Origin of the sequence: Streptomyces sp. AA1529 (genome assembly GCF_000280905.1) — a bacterium.
GTDB lineage: Bacteria > Actinomycetota > Actinomycetes > Streptomycetales > Streptomycetaceae > Streptomyces.
This window is the reverse complement of sequence record NZ_ALAP01000103.1, coordinates 69,808-91,457: the sequence shown is the minus strand read 5'-3', so window position 1 is coordinate 91,457 and position 21,650 is coordinate 69,808. Positions and strand designations below refer to the sequence as shown.

The 21,650-nt window shown below is 70.4% G+C and carries 13 protein-coding genes; 1 reads left to right on the top strand and 12 read right to left on the bottom strand.

Features of this window, described 5'->3' with window-relative positions; all coding sequences use genetic code 11:
- The first annotated feature begins 19 nt into the window (after positions 1-19).
- A complete protein-coding gene (locus A949_RS0130455; RefSeq protein WP_019359851.1) occupies positions 20-502 on the top strand; it encodes a nitroreductase family deazaflavin-dependent oxidoreductase in 483 nt (160 codons plus the stop codon).
- Between the two features lie 80 nt (positions 503-582).
- Here A949_RS0130455 and A949_RS0130450 read toward each other — a convergent pair whose 3' ends face one another.
- The 12 genes from A949_RS0130450 to A949_RS0130395 all read right to left on the bottom strand — a co-directional run bounded on the left by A949_RS0130450 (position 583) and on the right by A949_RS0130395 (position 21,301).
- Positions 583-1,047, bottom strand: coding sequence for a hypothetical protein (locus tag A949_RS0130450; protein ID WP_019359850.1), 465 nt, complete (start codon positions 1,045-1,047; stop codon positions 583-585).
- 319 nt (positions 1,048-1,366) lie between these two features.
- Positions 1,367-2,332, bottom strand: coding sequence for a 1-acyl-sn-glycerol-3-phosphate acyltransferase (locus A949_RS0130445; RefSeq protein WP_019359849.1), 966 nt, complete (start codon positions 2,330-2,332; stop codon positions 1,367-1,369).
- 152 nt (positions 2,333-2,484) lie between these two features.
- Positions 2,485-3,837 (bottom strand): aromatic ring-hydroxylating oxygenase subunit alpha, encoded by a 1,353-nt coding sequence (locus A949_RS35125; protein WP_078565576.1) that lies wholly within the window; start codon positions 3,835-3,837, stop codon positions 2,485-2,487.
- A gap of 95 nt (positions 3,838-3,932) precedes the next feature.
- Entirely contained in the window at positions 3,933-6,641 is a 2,709-nt protein-coding gene (locus A949_RS0130435) for a PEP/pyruvate-binding domain-containing protein (protein ID WP_019359847.1), read from the bottom strand.
- A gap of 19 nt (positions 6,642-6,660) precedes the next feature.
- The gene (locus A949_RS0130430; protein ID WP_019359846.1) at positions 6,661-7,749 is read right to left on the bottom strand and encodes an SAM-dependent methyltransferase; all 1,089 of its coding nucleotides are present in this window, start codon (positions 7,747-7,749) and stop codon (positions 6,661-6,663) included.
- Positions 7,750-7,760: 11 nt separating this feature from the next.
- Positions 7,761-8,582 carry a thioesterase II family protein gene (locus A949_RS35120; protein WP_051019701.1) on the bottom strand — a complete coding sequence of 274 codons (822 nt, stop codon included), beginning with the start codon at positions 8,580-8,582 and terminating at the stop codon, positions 7,761-7,763.
- On the bottom strand, positions 8,569-9,642 hold the full coding sequence (locus A949_RS0130420; protein ID WP_037708258.1) for an NAD-dependent epimerase/dehydratase family protein: 1,074 nt from the start codon (positions 9,640-9,642) through the stop codon (positions 8,569-8,571). The genes A949_RS35120 and A949_RS0130420 overlap by 14 nt, the downstream gene beginning before the upstream one ends.
- A 2-nt stretch (positions 9,643-9,644) precedes the next feature.
- Positions 9,645-16,430: a type I polyketide synthase gene (locus A949_RS36975; protein ID WP_019359843.1), complete on the bottom strand. Its 6,786-nt coding sequence runs from the start codon at positions 16,428-16,430 to the stop codon at positions 9,645-9,647.
- A gap of 15 nt (positions 16,431-16,445) precedes the next feature.
- Positions 16,446-18,044 carry a D-alanine--poly(phosphoribitol) ligase gene (locus A949_RS0130410; protein WP_019359842.1) on the bottom strand — a complete coding sequence of 533 codons (1,599 nt, stop codon included), beginning with the start codon at positions 18,042-18,044 and terminating at the stop codon, positions 16,446-16,448.
- A gap of 26 nt (positions 18,045-18,070) precedes the next feature.
- The gene (locus A949_RS0130405) at positions 18,071-19,975 is read right to left on the bottom strand and encodes an aminotransferase class I/II-fold pyridoxal phosphate-dependent enzyme (RefSeq protein ID WP_019359841.1); all 1,905 of its coding nucleotides are present in this window, start codon (positions 19,973-19,975) and stop codon (positions 18,071-18,073) included.
- Positions 19,972-20,235, bottom strand: a complete 264-nt coding sequence (locus tag A949_RS0130400; protein ID WP_019359840.1) for an acyl carrier protein — start codon at positions 20,233-20,235, stop codon at positions 19,972-19,974. Before A949_RS0130400 ends, A949_RS0130405 begins: the two co-directional genes overlap by 4 nt.
- Before the next feature lie 64 nt (positions 20,236-20,299).
- Positions 20,300-21,301, bottom strand: coding sequence for a beta-ketoacyl-ACP synthase III (locus A949_RS0130395; RefSeq protein ID WP_019359839.1), 1,002 nt, complete (start codon positions 21,299-21,301; stop codon positions 20,300-20,302).
- Between the last annotated feature and the right edge of the window lie 349 nt (positions 21,302-21,650).

Sequence of the window (21,650 nt, the reverse complement as noted above, 5' to 3'; positions counted from 1 at the left end):
AGCTCGGGAGGAGAGTCCGATGAAGATCGTCAAAGAGGTGAACCATCCCACGGGCGTGACCCTCATGGTGCTGAAGCTGCCCGTCCACCTCTACCGGCTCGGCCTCGGCGGCCTGCTGGGAGGTCGCATGCTCATGATCAACCATGTCGGCCGTGTGACGGGCAAGCAGCGCCGCACCGTCGTGGAGGTGATCCGGCACGACAAGGGAGACGAGAGCTACCTGATCGCTTCCGGATGGGGGCCGAAAGCCGACTGGTACCGCAATCTGCTGCGCCGTCCGCACGCCACCGTCCAGATCGGTGGCCGGACGAGGCAGGTGAGAGCGGAACAACTGCCCTCCGAAGAGGCCACGGAGATCATGGCCGACTACTACTGGCGGAACCGCCGGGCGGCAAAGCATCTGCTGCCCCGGCTCTACGGCTACGCGGTCGACGGTTCGATGGCCGACTACTACGCGGTGGCCGAGCGTGTGCCCGTGCTGAGGCTGGTACCGGTCCGGTGACCCGAACCGTGCGGCCCGCCCGGCCCCCAACGGGCGGGCCGCACTTCCTTGCCGCCTCTGCCCCCACGGGGGCGGGGCGCTCAGGAGAGAAAGAGCGAGATGGTGTCCGCAGTGCAGGCGGGAGGCAGCTGACGGTCCTCGAGCTGCACTGTCATCCGGACCGACACCAACCAACCGCCGGGGACCCCGAACGCGCCCGAGAGTTCGCCTTCGCCTCGGATCCGGGAGCCGATCCCGACCGGTGTGCCGAACCGCACCTGTTCCAGTCCGAAATTCACCGCGGTCCGGCACCGCTCGACAGCGAGGATCTCCCGCATCATCACGGGCAGCAGACCCGGCAACAAGGGGCCGCAGTCGACCGGTCCGGCGCCGGACCGGTCGCCGGCGTCGGCGACCTCTTCGGCGGCCGGGAGACGAGCAGGATCAGCACTCGATGCCGCCGCGAATTCGCACACCCGGCGCGGAGTGATTTCCAACCAGTCGCTGTGACCGAGGTGCTCCCCTTTTGCCGACACCAATTCATCCAGCCCGGAGAATATTCGCATGCTCCGATTCTGTGCACCGCGGAGTGACCGAACAAGGGCCCGAACGCTTCGCCCGACACCCGTCAGCGCCCGGTCAGTGCCCGGTCAGTGAAATGTCAGCGGGACGTCCCCGCGAGGTGGGCGCCCCGGAAGAATCCGAGGGGAAACGGACTTCGCCGCGGACGGCACCGGTCCGTACCCGGCGGTGCCGGTGACCGAGGCGCCGCCGGCCGTGGGCGGGAGAGCCGGGGCCACGCACCGGAGTCGGCTGCTGTCCGAGGGGGCGGATCTCCGCGCCCTCGGACAGCAGCCGACCTCGGCTCTCCCCGCGGAAGCGCCCTCAGGAAAAGAGCGAACCGCGACGCCCGGCTGTCTCGTTGAGGGCGTGCTGCACCGTGTCCTTCACCTCTCCTGCGAGTTTTCCCACGAGCCGTACATCCTCCGCCGCATTCACCGGAAAGGTGTCCGTGCGCACAGGCGGGTGGAAGCGGATGGTCCACTTCGTCGGCATCGGGACCAGTCCCAGCACGCCGAAAAGCGGGAAGGTGGGAGTGATGGGAAAATAGGGCAGCCGCAGCATGCGGGCCAGGGTGCGGGACTCACCGATCATGGGGTAGATCTCCTCCGCCCCCACGATCGAGCAGGGCACCATCGGAGCCCGGGTGCGCAGCGCGGCGGCGGCGAAGCCACCACGTCCGAAGCGCTGAAGCCGGTAGCGCTCCTCGAAGGGCTTGCCCAACCCCCGGTACCCCTCCGGCATGACCCCCACGAGCCCCTCGTTCTCCAGCAGCCGCTGTGCGTTCTCGGGGCAGGCACGGACATGGCCGAGCTTCCGGGTGACGTCTCGCAGCAGCGGGTAGGAGAACGCCAGATCAGCCGCGAGGAGCCGCAGGTTCCGGTGCGTGGTGTGGTGATCGCGGATGGCCATCTGGAGCATGAGCGCGTCCAGGGGCAGCGTCCCGCTGTGGTTGGCCACCACCAGAGCGGCACCCTGCGCCGGTATGTGTTCCAGCCCCGACACCTCGACTCGGAAGTACTTCTCGTACAGCGGGCGCAGGGCAGGCAGCAGCGCCTCGTCCACCAGGGCGGGATCGAAGCCGAAGTCGTCCACAGCGCCCTCGTCCGACGTCAGCCGACCGTAGAGTTCCATGCCGCCGGCCACGAGTTCCTTGAACACGTCGGCCATCAGGGAACTCTGCTCGCCGGCGCCGGAGGCGTCCCTCCCGCTCGTCCGGCGGTCGTCCCGCGGGCCGCTCGGGCCGCTCGGGCCGCTCGACGGATCGGGCCGTTCCTCGTCCGGTGCCATGCGCTCTCCTCATCGAGTGGTTGCTGACCCTGTGGGCTGTCGGTGCTGGGCGGACGGACCGCGCGGCGAGGGCGCCGTCGCGGCGCCGCCGGGGGTGCGGCCCCGTGTCGCACAGGACCGCACCGCGCCGCCTCCGTCCGGAACTGCCGTGCTCAGGACCGCGCTGCCGCGCGGTCCTCGGACCAGTTCCTCACCTCCTCGGACTCGGGTGCAGCCGATCCGTTGTTCGCGCCGTTCCCGTCGCCGGTGACGTGGCCGTTCCGGTTGGCGCCCCCGTTGCGCGGGGAGCCGCCGTTCCGGCCGGCGGACGTGCCGTTGCGCGACCGGCCGTTCGAGCGCGCAGGAGCGCGGCTCTTGGTCTCGGCCGCGGTGGACTGCTGTCCCGCACGGGCCTCGTCGGTCGCCATGTCCAGCTCGCCGACCATGCCGTCGGACACGTCCGCGGCCCCGGCGGTTCCCTCGCGGCGCTCCCTGGCCTCCCGGAGCAGCCTGGCGCGGGTCTTGATGAACTTGGCGTTCATCTCGTCCACCGGGATGAACTTGTTCACCCCGCCACCGCTGATCCGGGGCTCCTGCTGCGCCATGATCTTGAAGTCCTGCGGGTCCTGGACGAACTTCTCCAGGTAGCACTGGAGCGTGGACATCGCACGCCGCAGTTTCTCGTGCCGCAGGATCGGCTTGAGCTGGGGGAACTCGTAGACCCGGAAGATGTGTTCGGTGTTCTCCTCGTCGATGGGCGAGAACCACGACGTCGTCGCGAACGCCTCCGTCTCCACGTGCACCATGCACGGGAAGGAGAAGGTGATGACGTAATGGATGCTCCGCTCGGGGTTGTCCTCCTCCCCGTGGTCGAACGAGTACCGGAAGGTCATTCCGTCGTCGTCCGTCTCCACGTGGTGGTTGTGGATCATGGTGGCCTTGAGATAGTTCTCCTTGCCGTCCAGTCCGAACTTCTTCTTCGTCCCGTACAGGAACATGAAGTCCAACCAGTTCAACCAGTGATCCCGGTGCACGTAGGTCACGTGGTAGAACTCCTGGACGCTTTCGATGTACCGGGTGTAGTGCACCGGCTTGTCCCAGGAGATCGTGTCGTAGACCCGGTCGTTCTCCTTGATCTCCCGGGGCGCGATGATCTCCGGCAGTTCGTTCTCCGGACGGTCATCGCCCCACCACACCCAGATGAGGCCGTGCTTCTCGCGGACCGGATACACCGGCACCTTCAACGAGCCGGGAATGCGGGCGTCCCTGCCCATCGCCGGGGTCAGCGTGCATGTGCCCTCGGGGTTGAACAGGAAGCCGTGGTACGGGCACTCGATCGCGTTGCCCTTCATCCGGCCGTCGCCGAGCCAGGCCCCCTTGTGCGGGCACCGGGCCCCCTGACACACCACTTTCCCGTCGATGTCGCGCCAGAGGACGATCTCTTCACCGAGTCGGCGGATACCCTTCGGCTTTTTGTCGGTGACATCCCCGGATATCGCCACGGGATACCACATATCGGGAATCATGCAGTCCCTCTCTCCTACGATTGCCCCACCGAGTACCGGCGGGTGATCCTGACCTCGGCACCGGGCCCGCTCACCGCTGACCCGCCGCTTCTCGGTCAGGGGTTCTCGACGACCTCGACCGTGCCGGCGTCCCCGTCGACCACGATCAGGTCACCGGTGCGGATGACCTGCGTCGCGTGTTTGGTGTTCACGACCGACGGCACATTGAATTCCCGCGAGACGATCGAACTGTGCGAGAGCATCGATCCGATGTCGGTGACGACGCCGCCCGCGATGGCGAACAACGGAGTCCATGTCGCATCCGTGTAGCGGGTGACCAGAATCTCTCCGGCCTGGAATTCATCGGCCTGCCAGACGAGTTCCTCGATCACGCGGGCCCTGCCCACCACGCGTCCGGGACTGGAGCCGAGCCCTTCGAGACGTTCCCCGTCGGGGACGGGCCGGACGGCGGCGGTGGGATCGCACTCCCCCACGAAGGTCAGCGGTGGTTCCGGCAACCGCTTGTGGTATTCGTGCAGCCGGCGGGCCTGTTCGATGCGGGGCCGGCCGAAGGCCTCGGATTCCGGCGCCGTACCGGCGAGATAGCCCCGGATGTCCTCGAAGTCGAGATACGCCACCTCGCTCATGGAGTGCAGCACGCCCGCCTCCAGCAGCCGCCTGCCCACCTCGTACACCACGTTGCGCACCAGCCAGATCGAAGTGATCATCGACATCCGGGTGATCTCGCGCAGTTCGCTGTAGGTCCGGTACATCGCGATCACCGTCTCCACGGCCTTCCGCTTGGGCAGCGAGAGCCGCTCCAGCGCCGTGTGCGAGGTGATGTCCTGGTGGCCGCCGCTGCGCCGGAGGATGTCGTCGCTGGAGTAGCCGTCCGCGGCATAGCGTCTGATCATCTGGAAGACATACGACGGGTCGTCGATCCAGCGGGGGTGGGTGATCTCCATTTCCTGGGGCCCCCGGGTGCCGTGGTCCCGCAGGAAGGGATCCACCCACTCCTCCCAGAACAGCGCCCCCTCCTCGTCGGCACGCAGCTCTGCCGCCACGCTCTCCAAGGGGGTCTCGGCGATGATCCGCAGCACCCGTGGGCGGTCCTTGGCCGCCTGGGCCACGGCCCAGATCTCCTTGGCCGACTCCACGGTCCGCAGATTCGACATATCCGTCTTCACGCGGTTCTGCAGGTTGTCGCCCTCGCTGCCGAGCCACTGCTTGCACAGTTCGGCCAGCACCGCGTAGAAGCCGAAGGCGTGGATGTAGTACGGCATGTATCCCACGTGCATGTCGTGGAAGTACGCCAAGCGGCGCCGGAGTTCCGCATCGAGCTCGCGGCGGCTCATCCGGGTCAGATCCAGAGCCCGGTCGCGGTCGAATTCATAGGTGCGCGAGGACGACATCCGCTCGGCCCGCGCCTTCATGTCGGTGGCCTCGTTGGCGGTCGACCGCAGCCAGAAGAGGATCGACAGCGCGTCCGCGACGCCTCCCGGGAACTCACCGAACGGGTTCTCGTAGCCGGTGAGATCCACCTCCTCGCTCACGAACCTGCTGGTGAATCGCCACTGATCGCGCGTCGGCAGGCACTGGGCCATCACATGGGCGCTGTAGGAGATGTTGAGGTAGACGTGTCCCTGCACATAGCCCATCGGCAGGTCCGGGTCCCCGGTGACCCGCGCGCCGAGCGCCGAGGTGCAGTCCAGATGGACATGCTGCTGGTAGTAACGTGCGAAGCTCTGGCCCAGCGGGGTCATCAGCCCGACGAAGATCTCCCCGATGTCCATCCGCGACCAGAGAGTTCCCTGCTCGACCCGCTCCTGCTGCGGAGTCACATAGGGGGTGGCAGGGCCCGTGTGTGTGCCTCCGCCCTCCCCCTCGGGACCGGTGGTGATCGGCCTGGTCTGGAAGAACCAGAGCTTCCCGGCACGCATGCCCCACTCGATGTCCTGTTCGCAGGCGTACCTGCGGCGCAGGAACAGGGCGTGCTCGCAGAGTTCGGCCAGTTGCTCCGCATTCAGACACGGGACGTTGCGAGCCGCCGCCTCGACCCTGGTCATCCCGATCTTCCCGGATCCGAGCGGCGCGCATTGGGTCACCTTGTGGCGGACACGCTCCTCGACGACCTCCAGGGTCCGGTCGTCCACCACGAAGTGGTCGCTGGAGACCCGGCCGGACACCAGCCCCTCCCCCAGCCCCCGGCACGCCTCGACGACGATCCGGTGCGGGCGGGCGCTGACCGGGTCCACGGTGAAGGCCACACCGCTCACGTCGGAGTGCACCATCTCCTGGACGACGACGGCGATGCCCCCGGCCAGGCCGTCGGCCGCACGGTAGGCCGTGGCCCGGTCGGACCACAGCGAGCCCCAGCAGGTGCGGACCGCGTCCAGCAGCGCTGCGTCGTCGGCCACGTCCAGAACCGTGTCGTGCTGGCCCGCGAACGACTGCTCCGCCGAATCCTCCCGCGGCGCCGAGGAACGGACGGCCACGCGGCAGCGCCCCAACCGGCCGTATCCGGCGAGGATCGCATCGGCGATCGGCGGGGGGATCTCGGTGGCCAGCACCCGCTCCCGCGCCGAGCGACCGTCGAGCACGCGCAGTTCGTCGGCCAGACCGCTCTCCTCCAGGAACGCGGTGAACAGTGCCGTGGAGAGGCAGAGGGCGGGAGGCACCGGCAAGCCGTCGGCGAGCATCTCGCCGAGCCTGGCGGCCTTCCCGCCGAGGAGGGCGGGATCGGGCGGTGGCCCCTCGCCGAGTACCACCACGTGCTGGGCGTACGGGCCGGTCTCCGGGGCGCCGGTCTTCGGCTGTGTCGTCATCGTGAGGTCTCCTGACTGCTCAGTTCGGCGCGAGCCGCGCGTTGGTGCCCGTGCAGGCGCGGAACTGCTCGCCCGGAATCACCTGGGTCACCACGACATCGGTGAACCCGGCCTCCTGGAACTGCGCCGTGAGTTCGCCCTCCTGCGGAAGCGGACCTCCGAAGTCGGAGAAGTGGAACCAGAGGTTGAGCGCTTCCAAACCGGCGTTGCCGCCCTGGCAGGAGGTGGTCAGCAGGAGCTTGCCGCCCGGTGCGAGCAGCCGACGGGCCCGGCGGAGCGTCTCGACGCGCTCGTCCGGCGGGAAGTAGTAGATGTTGTTGTGCATCGTGATCAGGTCGAACTGCGGCTCCATATCCAGTTCGCGCAGGTCTCCCTGCCGGGTCTCGACCTGGTCGGCCAACCCCCAGGCGCTCATGTTGGCGGCCGCCTGGTCGGCGACGCTCTTCTGCATGTCGATGGCGAGTGCCGTGAGCCTGGGATTGCGCCGGGCGGCATGGCGCACGTAGGTCCCGCTGCCGCAGCCGACCTCCAGCAGGCGCACGGGAAGCGAGCGTTCCAGGTTCTGGTCCACGGCCGCCTCGACGAAGGACTCCACGACGCGGGTCGAACGGGCGATGACGGCGCCGTCCTGGTCGTCGAGCGAGAAGCGCTCGCCATCCCGCAGCATCCGGGGTCCGTGCAGCAGAGCGGGCACATGGAAGCGGATCACCTCCTCCAGCGCGGCGGCCACGGCATCGTTCTGCGGCTGGGCGAGGAACTTGGCGGGCAGGCTGGCGAGCTGGTAGCAGCCCTCGCGGGTGCCGAGGTCGCCGAGCTTGACGCCCATGTCGAGCCAGGCCCGGAGCCGGTGCTTCTCCGCCGGGCCGACGGCGAGCCGTTCGGCCAGCGTCTCCAGGTCGCACGGGCGCGACGCGAGGCAGCGCAGCACCCCTGTGTTGGACGCGGAGGCCAGGAACGCCAGCCGGTAGGTGGGTTCGATGAAGCCCTTGGACAGGGCGAGGAGCACCGGCAGCCGGGGATTGCCCAGGACTTTCAGTATCTGCAGAAGCCCGGTGACCGGCTCCTCGATGCGGTTGCGGGCGGCTGTGGCGAGGTTCAGAACATCCATGGGGATTTCCTTCACGCAGTGGCGGACTGGGGCTCGGCGGCCGGAGCGTGCAGATCGGCGCCGGCTCCGGCGAGCTCGTCGTACAGGCTGCGCAGCAGCCGCTCCCGGGTGTGCCCGCCGTCGAGGAAGAAGTGGCCGCCCTCCAGGTGGTGGCGGAGGAAGGAGCCCGTGGTGTACTCGCGCCACGCCTCCGTCTGCGGGGCGGAGGCGAGGGCGTCCCGGGAGGCGGAGAAGGCGGTCATCGGACACCGCAGCGGGAGGCGGGGCCGCCATCGGTAGGTCTCGCACACCCGCAGATCCGCACGCAGGACGGGCAGTCTGCGCTCGAAGTAGGCCGCGTCGACGGCCCGGTCCCGCTCGAGACCGCCCAGGTCCTGGACGAGTGCGCGGAGTTCGTCATCGGACAGCAGGTGGTCCGCGCGCCTCCCGTACAGATGAGGCGCTCTGCTGCCGGAGACGTACAGGTGACACGGTTCCTGGCGGCCCCGCTCCCGCAACTCGCACGCCAGCTCGTAGGCGAGGAGGGCGCCCATGCTGTGGCCGAACAGTGCGTAGTCCCGGCAGAGTCCGGCTTCCTCGAGCGCGGAGGCCAGATCCGACACGAGCGGCGCCGTCGCCTGGTACGGCTCCTCCCGCATCCGCAGGCCGCGTCCCGGCAACTGGACCGGTACCACTTCGATTCCGGGTCCCAGATGCCGCTGCCACTCCCGGAAGAGCGATGCCGTGCCGCCCGCGTACGGAATGCAGACCAGCCGCACCGGTGCGGGTCCGCCTTCCGCGGCAGGACCGGGGAACCAGGACGGTGTGCGGGGAGGGATCTCAGCGGACGACATGTTCACGTCCCTCGGGCGAGTCGAGCCATGCCAGGGTCCGGCGCATGCCCTCGGCGAAGCCGACCGGGCTCTCGAACCCGAAGTCCCGCTGTGCCTGCTTGATGCCGTAGGACTGATCACGGTCGAACAGGTGGACGGTGTGACGGGTCAGGACTGGCCGGGAGGTGATCCGCAGCGCGCCGTAGATCTTCTCGGAGAGGGTTGCGGCGGCGGTGGCCACGGGGGCGGGCAGGTTGAGCCGCGGGGATTTGGCCCCCAGTCCCTCCGCGAGCGCCTCCACGTACTGGCGCCATGTCGTCCGCTCGGGGTCGCGGAGGTTGTAGGCCTTGCCGACCGTCTCGTCCGAGGTGGCCGCGGCGATCATGGCGTCGACCGCGTTGTCGACGTAGAGCAGGCCGGCGGGGACGTTCCCGCCCCGGATGTAGAGCATCTGCTTCTGCAGCAGCAGATTCCCGATCTCGATGACGAAGTCCTTGCTGCGGGGGCCGTAGACGGACACCGGACGCACGATGGTCACCCGCATCCCGGTCTCACCCGCCGCCTTGCGCACGGCCCGCTCGCCCTGGAGCTTGCTGCGGTTGTACGGCAGACCGATGTCCTTGCCGCCGGCCGACTCGTCGCACGGCTGCTTCGGATAGCCGTACACGTCGGTCGTGCTCACATGCAGCACCCGGGATACCGTGCCCGCCTGGTGAGCGGCCTCGACGACCCGCTTCGCGCCGACGACGTTGACCCGGTGAAAGTCCTCCCAGGGCCCCCAGTCGGCGGAGACGCCCGCGCAGTTGTAGACCGTGGTGACCCCTTTGGCGGCACGGCACAGGCTGTCCGGATCGTCGAGGTCGCCGATCTCGGTCTCGATCTCGTCGGCGACGTCGGCGAACCCGGAACGGTCGCTGCCGGACCGCACCAGGACCCGGACACGGTGGCCACGTGCGGCCAGGCGTCGGGTGAGATGGCCGCCGATGAAGCCGCTGGCACCGGTGACCAGCACATCGGCCGCGCCTTCGGAGGGGTCGTGAGCCGTGTCGGCCGCGGAGAGTTCAGTGTTGTGGTTACCCATGATCACACCAGAAGGTCGAGGGAACGGTCGAGGTCGGCTTCGCTGTGGTCGGCGTTGATGAAGAAGCGGAGACGGCAGGCGTCCCGCGGCACCGCGGGGTAGCCGATGGGCATGACGTTGACGCCCTGCTCCAGCAGCGCGTCGGACAGCGCCATGGTCTTGTTCCAGTCGCCCACGATGACCGGGATCACCGCCGATGCCCGGGAGACGCCGATGTCCAGACCGAGATCCCGGGCCCGGGACCGGAAGTGCTCGGCGAGCTGCCGCACCCGCGTCACGCGCTCGGGCTCGTCGCGGATGACCCGGAACGCCTCCAGGGCGGCCGCGGTGTTGGCCGGTGAGATCCCGGTGCTGAAGATGTGCAGCGGCGCGGTGTACTTGAGGTACTCGATCAGCGGACGGCGCGCCGCGATGTAGCCGCCGAGACTTCCGATCGCCTTGCTGAGGGTGCCCATCCACAGCTCGACGTCGGCCCGCCGGACGCCGAAGTGCTCGGCGACCCCGCGGCCGGTGGCACCGAGCACGCCGAGCGAGTGCGCCTCGTCGATCATCAGCATGGCGCGGTGCCGCTGCTTGACCTCGATGAAGCGGGGAAGCTCCGGGATGTCCCCGTCCTGGCTGTAGGCCCCCTCGATGACGACCAGCGCACGACGGTAGCGGTGGCGGCTCGCCGCGAGGATGCGGTCCAGCGCCTCCCAGTCGTTGTGCGGGAACGGCCTGCGCTGCGCCCCGGAGAGGATGCACCCACGCACCGTGCTGTCGTGGCTCCACTCGTCGTGGACGATCAGGTCCTCCGGGCCGAACAGATGGCCGACCGTGGCCACGTTGGTGGCGTGTCCGCCGGCGAAGACGATGGCGTCGTCGGTGCCCAGGAACGAGGCGATCTCGGCGTCGAGTTCGTGGTGCAACGGGGTCTCCCCGAACAGCAGCGGTGTCGCCGAGCTGGAGGTCCCGTAGGTGTCGATGGCGTCCTTGGCCGCCTGGCGCACCCGCGGATGGTGGGAGAGCGCGAGGTAGTTGAATGCGGCGAAGTTCACGGCCTCGCGGCCGTCGACGGTGACGATGCCGGAGTTGAACCCTTCGTGCGTGCGACCGTAGGGGTTCTCCCCGTGCGCGACGGTCTGCCGAAGCCGGTCCTGGAGCTCCGCGTACTCCTGCCACTCCTCGATCGCGTACTCCTGCCGCACCGGGAGCTGCGGCTCCACGGCCGGGTGCGACGGGAGGTCGCCCGGGGCCGCGGCTCGCCCCGGACCTGCCGCGGACGGATCCGCCGGGAGTCCCGCCACGCTGCCCCCGGCGCCCGCGGACAGCAGCAGGTCGATCACGTCCCGCACCGTGGGCTCGTCCGGAAGGCTGTGCCGCAGTCGCTCCGCCTCGAGAGGGAAGCGGGCGGAGATCCTGCGCTGGAGATCGGTCCGCATCAGGGAGTCGAGACCCAGGTCCAGGACGAGCCGGGCATGCAGGGGTATCTGCGCGGCGGGAAATCCGCACACCCGGGCGACGCTGTCGAGTACGACCTCGGCGACTCCCGAAGTGGCGCCGTCCTCGGCAGCCACCCCGTCGCGAGCCAGGCGCATCCCGGCGGGGTCGCCGGACGACGGCCCGGACGAGGCGGCCGGCGGCGAAGGGGCACGGCCGGTGGCACCGGGGAACTCCCCTCCCCCGGGCAGTCCCGCCCCGTCGTGCCCGGCGGTCTCCGGGTGCCGCGGGCCGCCACCGGCTGCCGGTTCCGCGGCCGACGGCGTGAACCAATACGCTTCACGCTCGAAGACGGTGTGCGGCGCGGGGACCGTCGGCTGCGCGTCCTCCGGGTCGAGGCCCCGCCAGTCGATGTCGCCGCCCGCGCAGTGCAGCCGGCCGAGCGACCCGAGGAGTGTCGCCCACTCGCCCCTGTCCCGACGCGCGGACGGCAGCCACAGCAGCTCTCCGGAGTCCGTCGCCCGATCCTGCGTCAGAGCCCGGCCCGAGGAGAGCAGCGCAGGATGCGGCCCCACCTCGACGAACGCGTCGTACCCCAGCCCGCGCAGCGTGGCGAAGGCATCGGCGAACCGGACGGTGCCCAGCATGTGGCGCACCCAGTAGTCGGCATCCACCTCGCCGGCGAGTTCGCCGGTGGCGTCCGACACCCAGGGGATGGCCGGCCGGTCGAAGGCGAGACCCTCGAGCGCCTCCCGCAGCGGTGCCGCGGCCCCGTCCATGAGCCGGGAGTGGAAAGCATGCGAGACGGTCAGCATGCGCACGTCGGTCTGCTGTTCCTCGAGCCGCTCGCGCACGGCCCGGATGTCGTCGGTGGGCCCCGAGAGAACCAGATGCCGGTCGGCGTTGACGGCCGCGACCGAGACCCACGGGAAGTCCGCTGCCGCGGTGCGGACGGCGTCGCTCTCGCCCAGGCAGGCGACCATGCGCCCTTCGCCGGGCTGCGCCCCCATGAGCCTGCCCCGCTCGACGGCGAGGGTGAGCGCGTCCTCCAAGGAGAGCACACCGGACACGCAGGCCGCGCCGATGGCGCCGACGCTGTGGCCCAGCACCGCGCCGGGCCGTACTCCCGCGGATGCCCAGACCCGGGCCAGTGCCACGGAGAAGGCGACCAGGGCGGGCTGGCAGTACTCGGTGCGCCGGAGCCGCTCTCCGCCGTCCTCGTCGAAGAGGAGGTCGCGCAGCGAGACGCCGAGCAGCGGCCGGGCGATCCGCTCGGCGCGGTCCAGCGTGTCAGCGAAGGCGCCATGGCACTCGTACAGTTCGCGCCCCATGCCCGGATACTGGGTGCCCTGGCCGCTGAAGAGGAACGCCACCCTGGGCACCGGGCGCCCCGCGCCGCCCCTGGCCACCGCCGTCGAAGCTTCCCCGTACGCCAGCGCCGAGAGCCCGGAATCGAGTTCGGCGGCCGTGCCGAAGGTCACCGCGGCCCGCTGCCCGAGGTGCGTGCGGCCGGTGTTCGCCGTACGGCACAGGCCGGCGAGGGGCGCGTCCGGGTGCGCCGCCACATGGGTGCGGTACCGGTGGGCGAGAGTGGTGAGGGCCGAGGAGGTGTGCGCGGACAGGCACAACGTGTGTGCGGGGCGGGGGACGGTCACCGGCTCCTCCTCCCGCGCTGCTCCGGCCGTGGACGGGCCCGCGGGCGGCGCTTCGACGATCAGATGGACGTTGGTGCCGCCGAAGCCGAACGAGCTCACGCCGGCCCGGGCGGTGTCCCGTGACGGCAGGGACCGGCGCCGGGTGGGCACGGACAGTCCCGAGGCCTCCCAGTCCAGCAGCCGGTTCGGCTTCTCCAGGTGCAGCAGCGGCGGAACCTCGCGACGGCCGACGACCAGCGCCGCCTTGATCAGACCGGCCACGCCGGCGGCCGCCTCCAGGTGTCCGATGTTGGTCTTGACCGAACCGACGAGACACGGCTCCTTGCGCTCGGTGCCGCCGTAGACCTCGGCGAGTGCTTCCCATTCGACCGGGTCCCCCAACGGGGTGCCGGTGCCGTGCGCCTCGACGTAGTCGATCCGGGCGGGCTCCACCCCGGCCTGGGCGAGCGCGCCGGTGATGACCGTGCGCTGGGCCGAGCTCCGCGGTGCGGTCAGGCCGTTGCCGCGGCCGCCGTGCGCCAGGGCCGACCCGGTGACGGTCGCATGGATCCGGTCGCCGTCCGCCAGCGCGTCCGAGAGCGGCTTGAGGCAGAGCAGGCCGACGCCCTCGCCGCGCACATAGCCGTCCGCCGCGTCGTCGAAGGTGCGGCAGCGACCGCCCGGCGAGAGCATCTCCCCGTCGAGAAGCGCTGCCGACAGACCGGGAGCGAGCAGCAGATTGGCTCCCCCGGCCAGCGCGATCCGGCTCTCTCCCCGCCGCAGGCTCTGACAGGCCATGTGCACCCCCGCAAGGGATGCCGAGCAGGCGGTGTCCACGACGAAGCTGGGGCCGCGTAGGTCGAAGAAGTAGGAGAGCCGGTTCGCCGCCATCGCGGGAGCGTTGCCCGTCGCCGCGTAGACATCGGTCTCGCGGGGAGAGGCGAGTTGCAGCTGCCCGTAATCCTGGCTGCTCACCCCGACGACGACGGCGGTGTCGCTGCCGGCCAGCCGGTCGGGCGCGATGCCCGCGTCCTCGAACGTCTGCCAGGCGACCTCCAGCAGCATGCGCTGCTGGGGATCCATGCGGAGTGCTTCGCGCGCCGAGATGCCGAAGAACCGGGCGTCGAACTCGTCCACCGCATCGAGAAAGCCCCCCTGGTCCGAGGTGCCCGCTTCCCGCGGGTTCCACCGTCCGGGCGGTATCTCACCGACGGCGTCCCGGCCGTCGAGCAGCAGCCGCCAGTAGCTGTCCAGGTCCGGGGCGCCGGGGAAGCGGCATCCGATGCCGACGATGGCGATGGGCTCGTCCGGGTCGGCCGGCCCGCCACGCCGCGGGACGGCGGAAGCGTGCGCGGGGTGTCCGGTACCGAAGCGTGCGGCCAGGTCCCGGATGGTGGGGTGGTCGAAGACGGCCCCGGTGGGCAGTCGGCGGCCGAGCCGCTCACCGAGCTCCGACGCGACGGCCACCGCCTGCTTGGAGTCGAGCCCCAGCGAGGAGAGTGTCCGGGTGGGGTCGACCACCGAGACCGGGAGACCGAGACGGTGGGCCACCCGCTCGTGCAGCCAGGCTTCGAGTTCCTCTCCGTTCGTCTCCCGGCCGGCGCCGGCGCCCCGCAACGCGGCCTGCCGGTCGGAGCCGCCGGGCGCGGGCTGCTGCCGGGCGCCGCGCAACTCGTCCAAGCACAGCTCGACCAGCGTGTCCACCTCCGGGGCGACCAGCAGTTCGCCGACGGCGACCCGGACCCCGAGGCGCTGTTCGAGGACCGCCACCAACTCCAGCAACCGTGGGTAGTCGAACCCGAGGGAGGCGAGATCGCCCTGCTCCGGTCCGGCTTCGGTCGCCGAGCCGCCGGCTTCCTCGATCGCTTCCCGGACGAGCGCGGTGATCCGGGAGCGGCGGGCCGTGACGGACAGTCCGGAAAGTTCCGGGCTCCGCGGCGGCACACCGGTGTCCCCGGTGGGCGCTCCGGCGTCGCGGGCCACGCTCGCGGCCACCACCGACATCCGCAGGTCGAGGAAGTCCCGCCGGGTCGTCTGGCGCTGGACCTTGCCGCTGGTGGTCTTGGACACCGAAGAGTGCCGCACCAACGCAAGCGTGTGCGGAGAGATCTCGTGCTCCTCGGCAAGCGCGGTGCGCAGCCGCGCCAGTACCGCGGCGAGGTCCTCGGTGCCGCGGCCGACCTCGTAGACCAGGGCGAGCTGTTCCCCGCCGGGAGTCGGCAGCCCGAATGCGGCGCCGCAGTCGGGGCGGGCGGCTTCACTCGCCTGCTCCACGGTGAGCTCGACGTCGTGCGGGTACACGTTGCGTCCCTGGACGACGACCATGTCCGTGGTGCGGCCGACCAGATAGAGCTGGCCGTCCTGCTGGAAGCCCAGGTCACCGGTGCGCAGCCAGCTCCGTCCCGGTTCGTCCGCCAGCTGTGCGCCGAACGTCTCGGCGCTCAGTCCGGGACGGTTCCAGTAGCCGAGGGCCACGCTGGGTCCGGCGAGCCAGACTTCACCGATCCGGTCGGACTCGACGCGCTGCCGCTCCGCGGGATCGACGACGGCGACCCGGGCGTCGGGAACGGCCGGACCGCAGCCGACGACACGGGTGACGCGGTCGCATTCCGGCCCGGCGTCCAGCACCGCGCCCGTCGCCAGCGCCCGAGCGTCGACGGACCGCTCGGTGGGTGGCTCCCCCGGTCCGATACCGGTCGCCATCAGGGTTGCCTCGGCGAGGCCGTAGCAGGGCACGAGGGCCCGGCGGTCGAAGCCGGCGGGACCGAAGTAGCCGGCGAACCGCTCCAGTGTGTCGGCGCGGACCGGTTCGGCTCCGTTCAGCGCCAGCCGCCAGTCACGCAGGTCGAGAGCATCGCGCTGCTGTTCGGTGATCCGCCGGAGGCACTGCTCGAATCCGAAGTTGGGTGCCACGCTCATCGACGCGCGGGTCTCGGAGAGGGTTTCCAACCACAGCAGGGGCCGCTGCACGAAGGTCATGGGGGCCATCAGATGGGAGCTGAACCCTCCGTACATCGGGGTGAGCAACCCTCCGATGAGCCCCATGTCGTGGTACGGCGGCAGCCAGGAGACCATGCCCGCCGCGGAGTCCAGTTCCAGTCGCAGATGGGAGGAGCGCAGATTGCGGACGAGGTTCCCGTTGCTGACCATGACGCCCTTGGGAGCGGCGGTCGAGCCGGACGTGTACTGGAGGAAGGCAAGCGACTCGCTCGTGGTGGACGGCTCGGCCCACCGGTCGGCCTGGGCGTCGCGCAGTTCGTCCTCGGTCACCCAGCACAGCCGGTCGAGTCCCAGCCGGGCCGCCTCCTCCGGTGTACCGTGCGCGGCGTCCCTGACCGCGCGGGTGGTGAGGGCGTGGGTGGCGCCCGAGTCGCGGGCGATGCCGGCCAGCCGCTGCACGGTCTGCCCGAACCTGGCGCTCTGCGGCGGGTAGGCGGGCACGGCCACGGCGCCCGCGTACAGGCATCCGAAGAACGAGGCGATGTAGTCGAGCCCCGGCGGGTGCAGCAGCAGCACCGGCTCGCCCTCCAGGCGCGCCTGCTGGAGGTGTGCTGCGACCGCCCGTGCGCGGCGGTCCAGTTCGGCGTAGTCCCAGGACTCGCTCGTACCACCGGTGTCGGAGAGAAACCGGTAGGCGACCGCGTGCGGCGTCAGTTCGAGACGTCGGCGCAGCAGACCGGCGACGGTGGCCGGCTCCGCTCCCTGCCAATGCGTCTCGATCGGTTCTGGAGTCACTGTCGTTCGTCTCCGTCACTGTCGAGCCGCGCCGGTCGGCGCCGCGATGGGCCGTGCCGTCCCGTTCGCCAACCGGCGGTAGTCGGCTTTGCCGTTTGCGTTGCGGGGCAGTTGGTCGAGACACGTCGCGGTGTGGGGCAGCATGTAGGTCGGCAGCCACCGCGCGCAGTGCTGCTTGAGCTGGACCAGGCTGGGCCTGGGCGCGCCCGGGCGGAGCGTGTAGTAGAGCGCGAGGCGGGCCTGCGGACCCTCTCCGGCCAGGAGCACCGCCGCGTCGGCGATGTCGGGATGGTGCTGTGCGGCGGCCTCGATCTCCCCCAGTTCGATCCGGTAGCCGGAGAGTTTGACCATGCGGTCCTCCCGGCCGCGATAGACCAGTCGGCCGTCCTCCTCGTAGCTGACCAGGTCGCCGGTGGGATGGCGGCCCGCGCAGTGGAAGGCGGTGGCCGGGTCCGCGGTGCGGCGCCAGTAGCCCGGGGTGACACAGACCCCCTCCACGACGAGGTGGCCGATCACACCCGGCTCCGAGACGGGCGCCCCGTGGTCGTCCTCCACGCAGAGCCCGGCACCGGTGACCGGTCCGCCGATGGGGACGGGGGTGCGGCGCTCCAGGTCCTCGGGGCGGACCCGGTGGAAGGCGCAGACGTTGGTCTCCGTCGGCCCGTAGAGGTTGTAGAGCGCGGTCTCCTCCGGCAGCAGCTCCGCCAGAGCCCGCAGCCGGGGTATCGGGAAGACCTCGCCGGCGAAGAGCACATAGCGCAGGGAGCGGGCATCGGCGGGGGTGAGCGCTCCGGACGCGGTGAGCAGGCCCAGTATGGAGGGAACCGAATACCACACGGTGACGCCGTGCTCCCTGATCCCTGCCGCCAGTGCGGTGACGTCCCGGGCCGCCGAGTCGTCGACGATCCACACGGCTGCGCCCACGGTGAGCGCGGTGAACAGGTCGAAGGTGCTCAGATCGAAATTGAAGGAGGCGTGGTTCGCGAACACGTCCCCGGGCCCGACGTCCAGTTCGGCAGCCGCCCAGCCGACGAAGTTGGCGAGGTTCCGATGGGAGAGGCGCACCCCTTTCGGGGCCCCGGTGGATCCGGAGGTGTAGAGGATCGCCGCGAGGTCGGTGGGACTGAGCGAGGGCAGCAGGGTGATCCGGTGCGCTGCGGCCTCGGCGAACTCCCGCCAGGAGCGCACGGGAACGCCGCCGACCGCTGTCGGGGGTGCCTCGTCGTCGACGACGATCAGCCCGAGCGAGGAGGGCAGTGGTTCGTCGTGCAGGGCGGCCAGGTGCCGCGCGTCGGTGAACAGGACGACCGGTTCGGCGTCGGCGAGGATGGTCCGCACCCGCTGCCCGGGCTGCCCCCCGTCGAGCGGCACGTAGGCGCAGCCGACGTCGAGTGTGGCGAGGATGGCCTCCGCGTAGCGGGGCTGCTTGTCCATCCAGACGGCTGTCCGGTCGCCGGGCCGGACGCCGAGATCGAGCAGCCGGACGGAGAGGGCGTCGACCCGCGCGGTGAGCTCACCGTACGTCAGCTGCTCGGTACCGACGAGGGCGGGGCGCTCGGCGTGTTCCTGGGGGAAGTCGCGGCGCAGGCGGATCACCGTGGGAGGTGTGTCCATGGTTGTTCCCCATCCCTCCTGTTCGCTCACCGGTCGGCCCGCAGGACGCCGGTCTCCCGTGCCGCATCGCGGAATATGTCCGCGGCGAGGTCGAGGTCCTCGGGGGTGTGTTCGCAGGTCACGCTGACCCGCAGCCTGGCGTCCCCGAGCGGGACGCCGGGGAAGACGACGGTCTGGCAGAACAGCCCCCGGGCACGCACCGCGCGCCCCATCTCCATGGCCTGCCGTTCGTCACCGATTCGGATGGGCAGGATGGCGCTCTCGGAGTTCTCCAGGTCGAACCCCGAATCGAGCAGCCGGGTGCGGAGCGCGCCGATGTTGGTCCACAGCCGTTTGACCCGTTCGGGTTCGGCTTCCAGCACGTCGATCGCCGCGATCAGGCCGGCGGCGACGCCGGCCGGGATGTTGGCGGCGAAGACGTAGGAGTTGGAGTAGTAGCGGAGGTACTCGACGACCTCTTCGTCACCGACGACGAAGCCGCCCATGCCGGCCAGTGCCTTGCTCATGGTGCCCAGTTCGAGGTCCACTTCGCCCTTGAGGCCGAAGTGTTCGCTCGTGCCCGATCCGCGGGCGCCCAGGACGCCGGTGGCGTGTGCGTCGTCGATGAGTACGCGGGCACCGTAGGTCCTGGCCAGCCGGAGGATGCCGGGCAGGTCGCAGATGTCGCCGTGCATGCTGAACACGCCGTCGGCGACGATCAGGGTGCCGCCGGACGACTCGGCGCCGCGCTCGAGGACGCGTTCCAGGTCCGCCATGTCGTTGTGCCGGTAGATCCTCCGGGCGGCGCCGGAGAGCTTCGCGCCGTCGAGGATGCTCATGTGGTTGAGCTTGTCGACGACGAGCGTGTCGTAGCTCTTGACCAGCGCGGAGATCGCACCCAGGTTGGCGGCGTACCCGCCCGGATAGACGATGCAGGCCGGCCGTCGCTTGAAGGCCGCGAGCCGGCGCTCCAGTTCCTTGTGGAGCATGTTCGTGCCGCCGATGAAGCGGGACCCCGTGTGCGTGGCCCCGTAGCTGCGCGTGGCCTCGCAGACGGCCTCGATCACCTCGGGGTGGTTGGCGAGCCCCAGATAGTTGTTCGAGGCGAACATCAGGAACTCGCGCTTCCGGCCCGTCAGTTCGTCGAAGATGACGGCGCGGTTCGCACACCGGGAGTGCAGCGGCATGCCGTACCAGTAGAGCTGGTCGTCCTCGCGGCGGCGGAGGTAGGCGCCGAAGCTCCGGGTCTTGGCGAACAGATCGGAGTCGCGCTCCTCCAGGAAGTCCTTCATCGAACGGCTGTCCCAGCCGTCCTCGGATGCCACCGGCGCGACCGGCTCCCGCGCGGCACCGTCGGTACCGGGTATCGGCGCATCGGCCCCCTTCGCCCCCGGGTGCCCCGCGGCGGGTGCGGTGCGGTCGGATGCACCCGGCAGCCAGGCCGCTGTCAGCCGGGTGCTCAACTCCCGCAGGGTGGTGGACTCCTCGCCGCCCGGCAGGGCACCGGGAACACCCAGTTCCTCGGCTGCCTCGGCGACGATCGCGGTGAGGACCACGGAGTCGACGCCCAGGTCCCGTTCCAGGTGGGCGTCGAGGTCGAGTTGGTCGCGTCGGTACTGCGTCTGCCGCATCGCCGCGGACACGAGAGCGGTCAGGACGGTGTCGGGGCCGTCCGCCCGGAGTGCCTTGTCCGCGTCCACTTCGGCAGCCACCACGGAGACGAGTTCGCGGAGCGTGGTCGCCCGCCCCCCGAGTCCGCCCGGCAGGCCGAAGTGCTCCCTGAGCGAGGCGAGGATCGATTCGAGGATGACGGAGTCGATGCCGAGGTCGGCCTCGAAGTGCAGGTCGGGCTGGAGACACGACGCGTCGTACAGGGTGCACTCGGCGACGATCCCGACCACCTGCGAGTGCAGCGCGGCGCGCGCGGAGTCGTCACTCTGCAGTTCCGTCATGCGGCGTTCCCTTCCTCGTCCTGCCGCAGCCGGTCCACCATCGCGGAGATCGTGCGAACCGATCGGAAGTTCTTCAGCGTCACGTCCCGCATGGGCACGGTGATGGAGAATTCCCGCTGCAGGAATCCGACGAGGTCGAATATCCCCATGGAATCGATGATGTTGAGTTCGGTGAGCGGCGTGTCCGGTTCCAGACTTTCGGCGTCGCCGCCCATCCAGACATCGACGATGTAGTCGTTGATGAGTTTCTGAGTTTTCATTGCCGTCCTCGGTTCGGTCGCAGTGGCATTGCCGGTCCGGCGGCGCCGCTCACGGTCCGTAAGGTCAGCTCGTCTCGACAGCGGGCCAGACGAGCGTCGTCGCGCCCCACGTGAGGCCACCGCCGAACGCCGTCAGCAGCACCCGATCGCCGGGCCTCAGCGTCCCTGCGGCGTGGGCGTGGACGAGCGCGAGCGGAACGGAGGCAGCGGCCGTGTTGCCGACCTCGGCGATGTTGCTGACAGCCCGTTCGCGGGGCAGCCCGATCTCGTCGGCCAGCCGCTGGGTGATCCGGTGATTCGCCTGGTGCGCGACAAGGTGATCCACCTCGTCGGCCCGCCAGCCGGAACGGTCCAGGACCGCCTGCGCGCTCTGGCCCATACGCTGGACCGCCAGCCAGAAGACCCGCTTGCCCTGCATCGTGAAGTAGTAGTCGTCCGGCACCGGGTCCGGCCAGGCACCCTCCGGAGGAGGCCCACCGGCCGGCACCGTGATCAGGTCCGCCCCTTCGCCGTCGCTGCCGAGGTCGAACGGGCCCAGCGCGCCCTCCTCCGCGGTGCTGCCCGCGCGCAGCACCGCGGCACCGGCCCCGTCCCCGAAGATCACCGAGGTGGAGCGGTCGGCGGGGTTCAGGATCCGGGAGAACGTCTCCGCTCCGATCACCAGCACGCGCTCGGCGATGCCGCCCGCGATCAGGCCGGCGCCGGAGGCCAGACCGTAGAGAAATCCGGAGCAGACGGCGGATACGTCGAACGCCGCGGCATGCCCGAGTCCCAGCTTGCCGGCCACGGTCGGCGCGGTGGCCGGACAGGGCCGGTCCGGCGTGGTGGTCGCCACGACCAGGGCATCGACGTGCGGGTCCCCCGAGGACTTCAGCGCCCGCGATCCCGCACCGACCGCCAGGTCGGAGGTGAGCACGGACGGGTCGGCCAGATAACGCTGGGAGATTCCGGTCCGCGAGCGCACCCATTCGTCCGAACTGTCCAGCCGCGCCGCGAGTTCCGCGTTGGTGACCAGCCGAGGCGGGAGGCAGGCTCCGATACCGGCCAGCACTGCCGCGCGGGTCATCGGACACCGCCCGCCGGGCGGAGATGGACAGGTGCCGCTGGGGACACCGGGTGCGGCCGGGTCGTACGGCGTCGGCAGGGAACCACCGTGAGCTCCTCCCCGTGGATGACAGCCCGTGGGCTCGGGTCGCTGGCAACGTACGGGCCGCGGCTGACACGACGCTGACCGATTGCTGACCCCCTGCACCGTCAGGCATCGGTCAGCGCGCCGTCAGCCGCGCCCCTCATAGTTGCCGCCACGCAATCCATCGCCTTCCAGGCGGTGGAGTACCGATGGGCACTGCCTCGTCTTCCAGGAAAGCCTCGGCACGACGAGTGGGCCGACCCGTTCCCCGGAAGGGAAGATCACA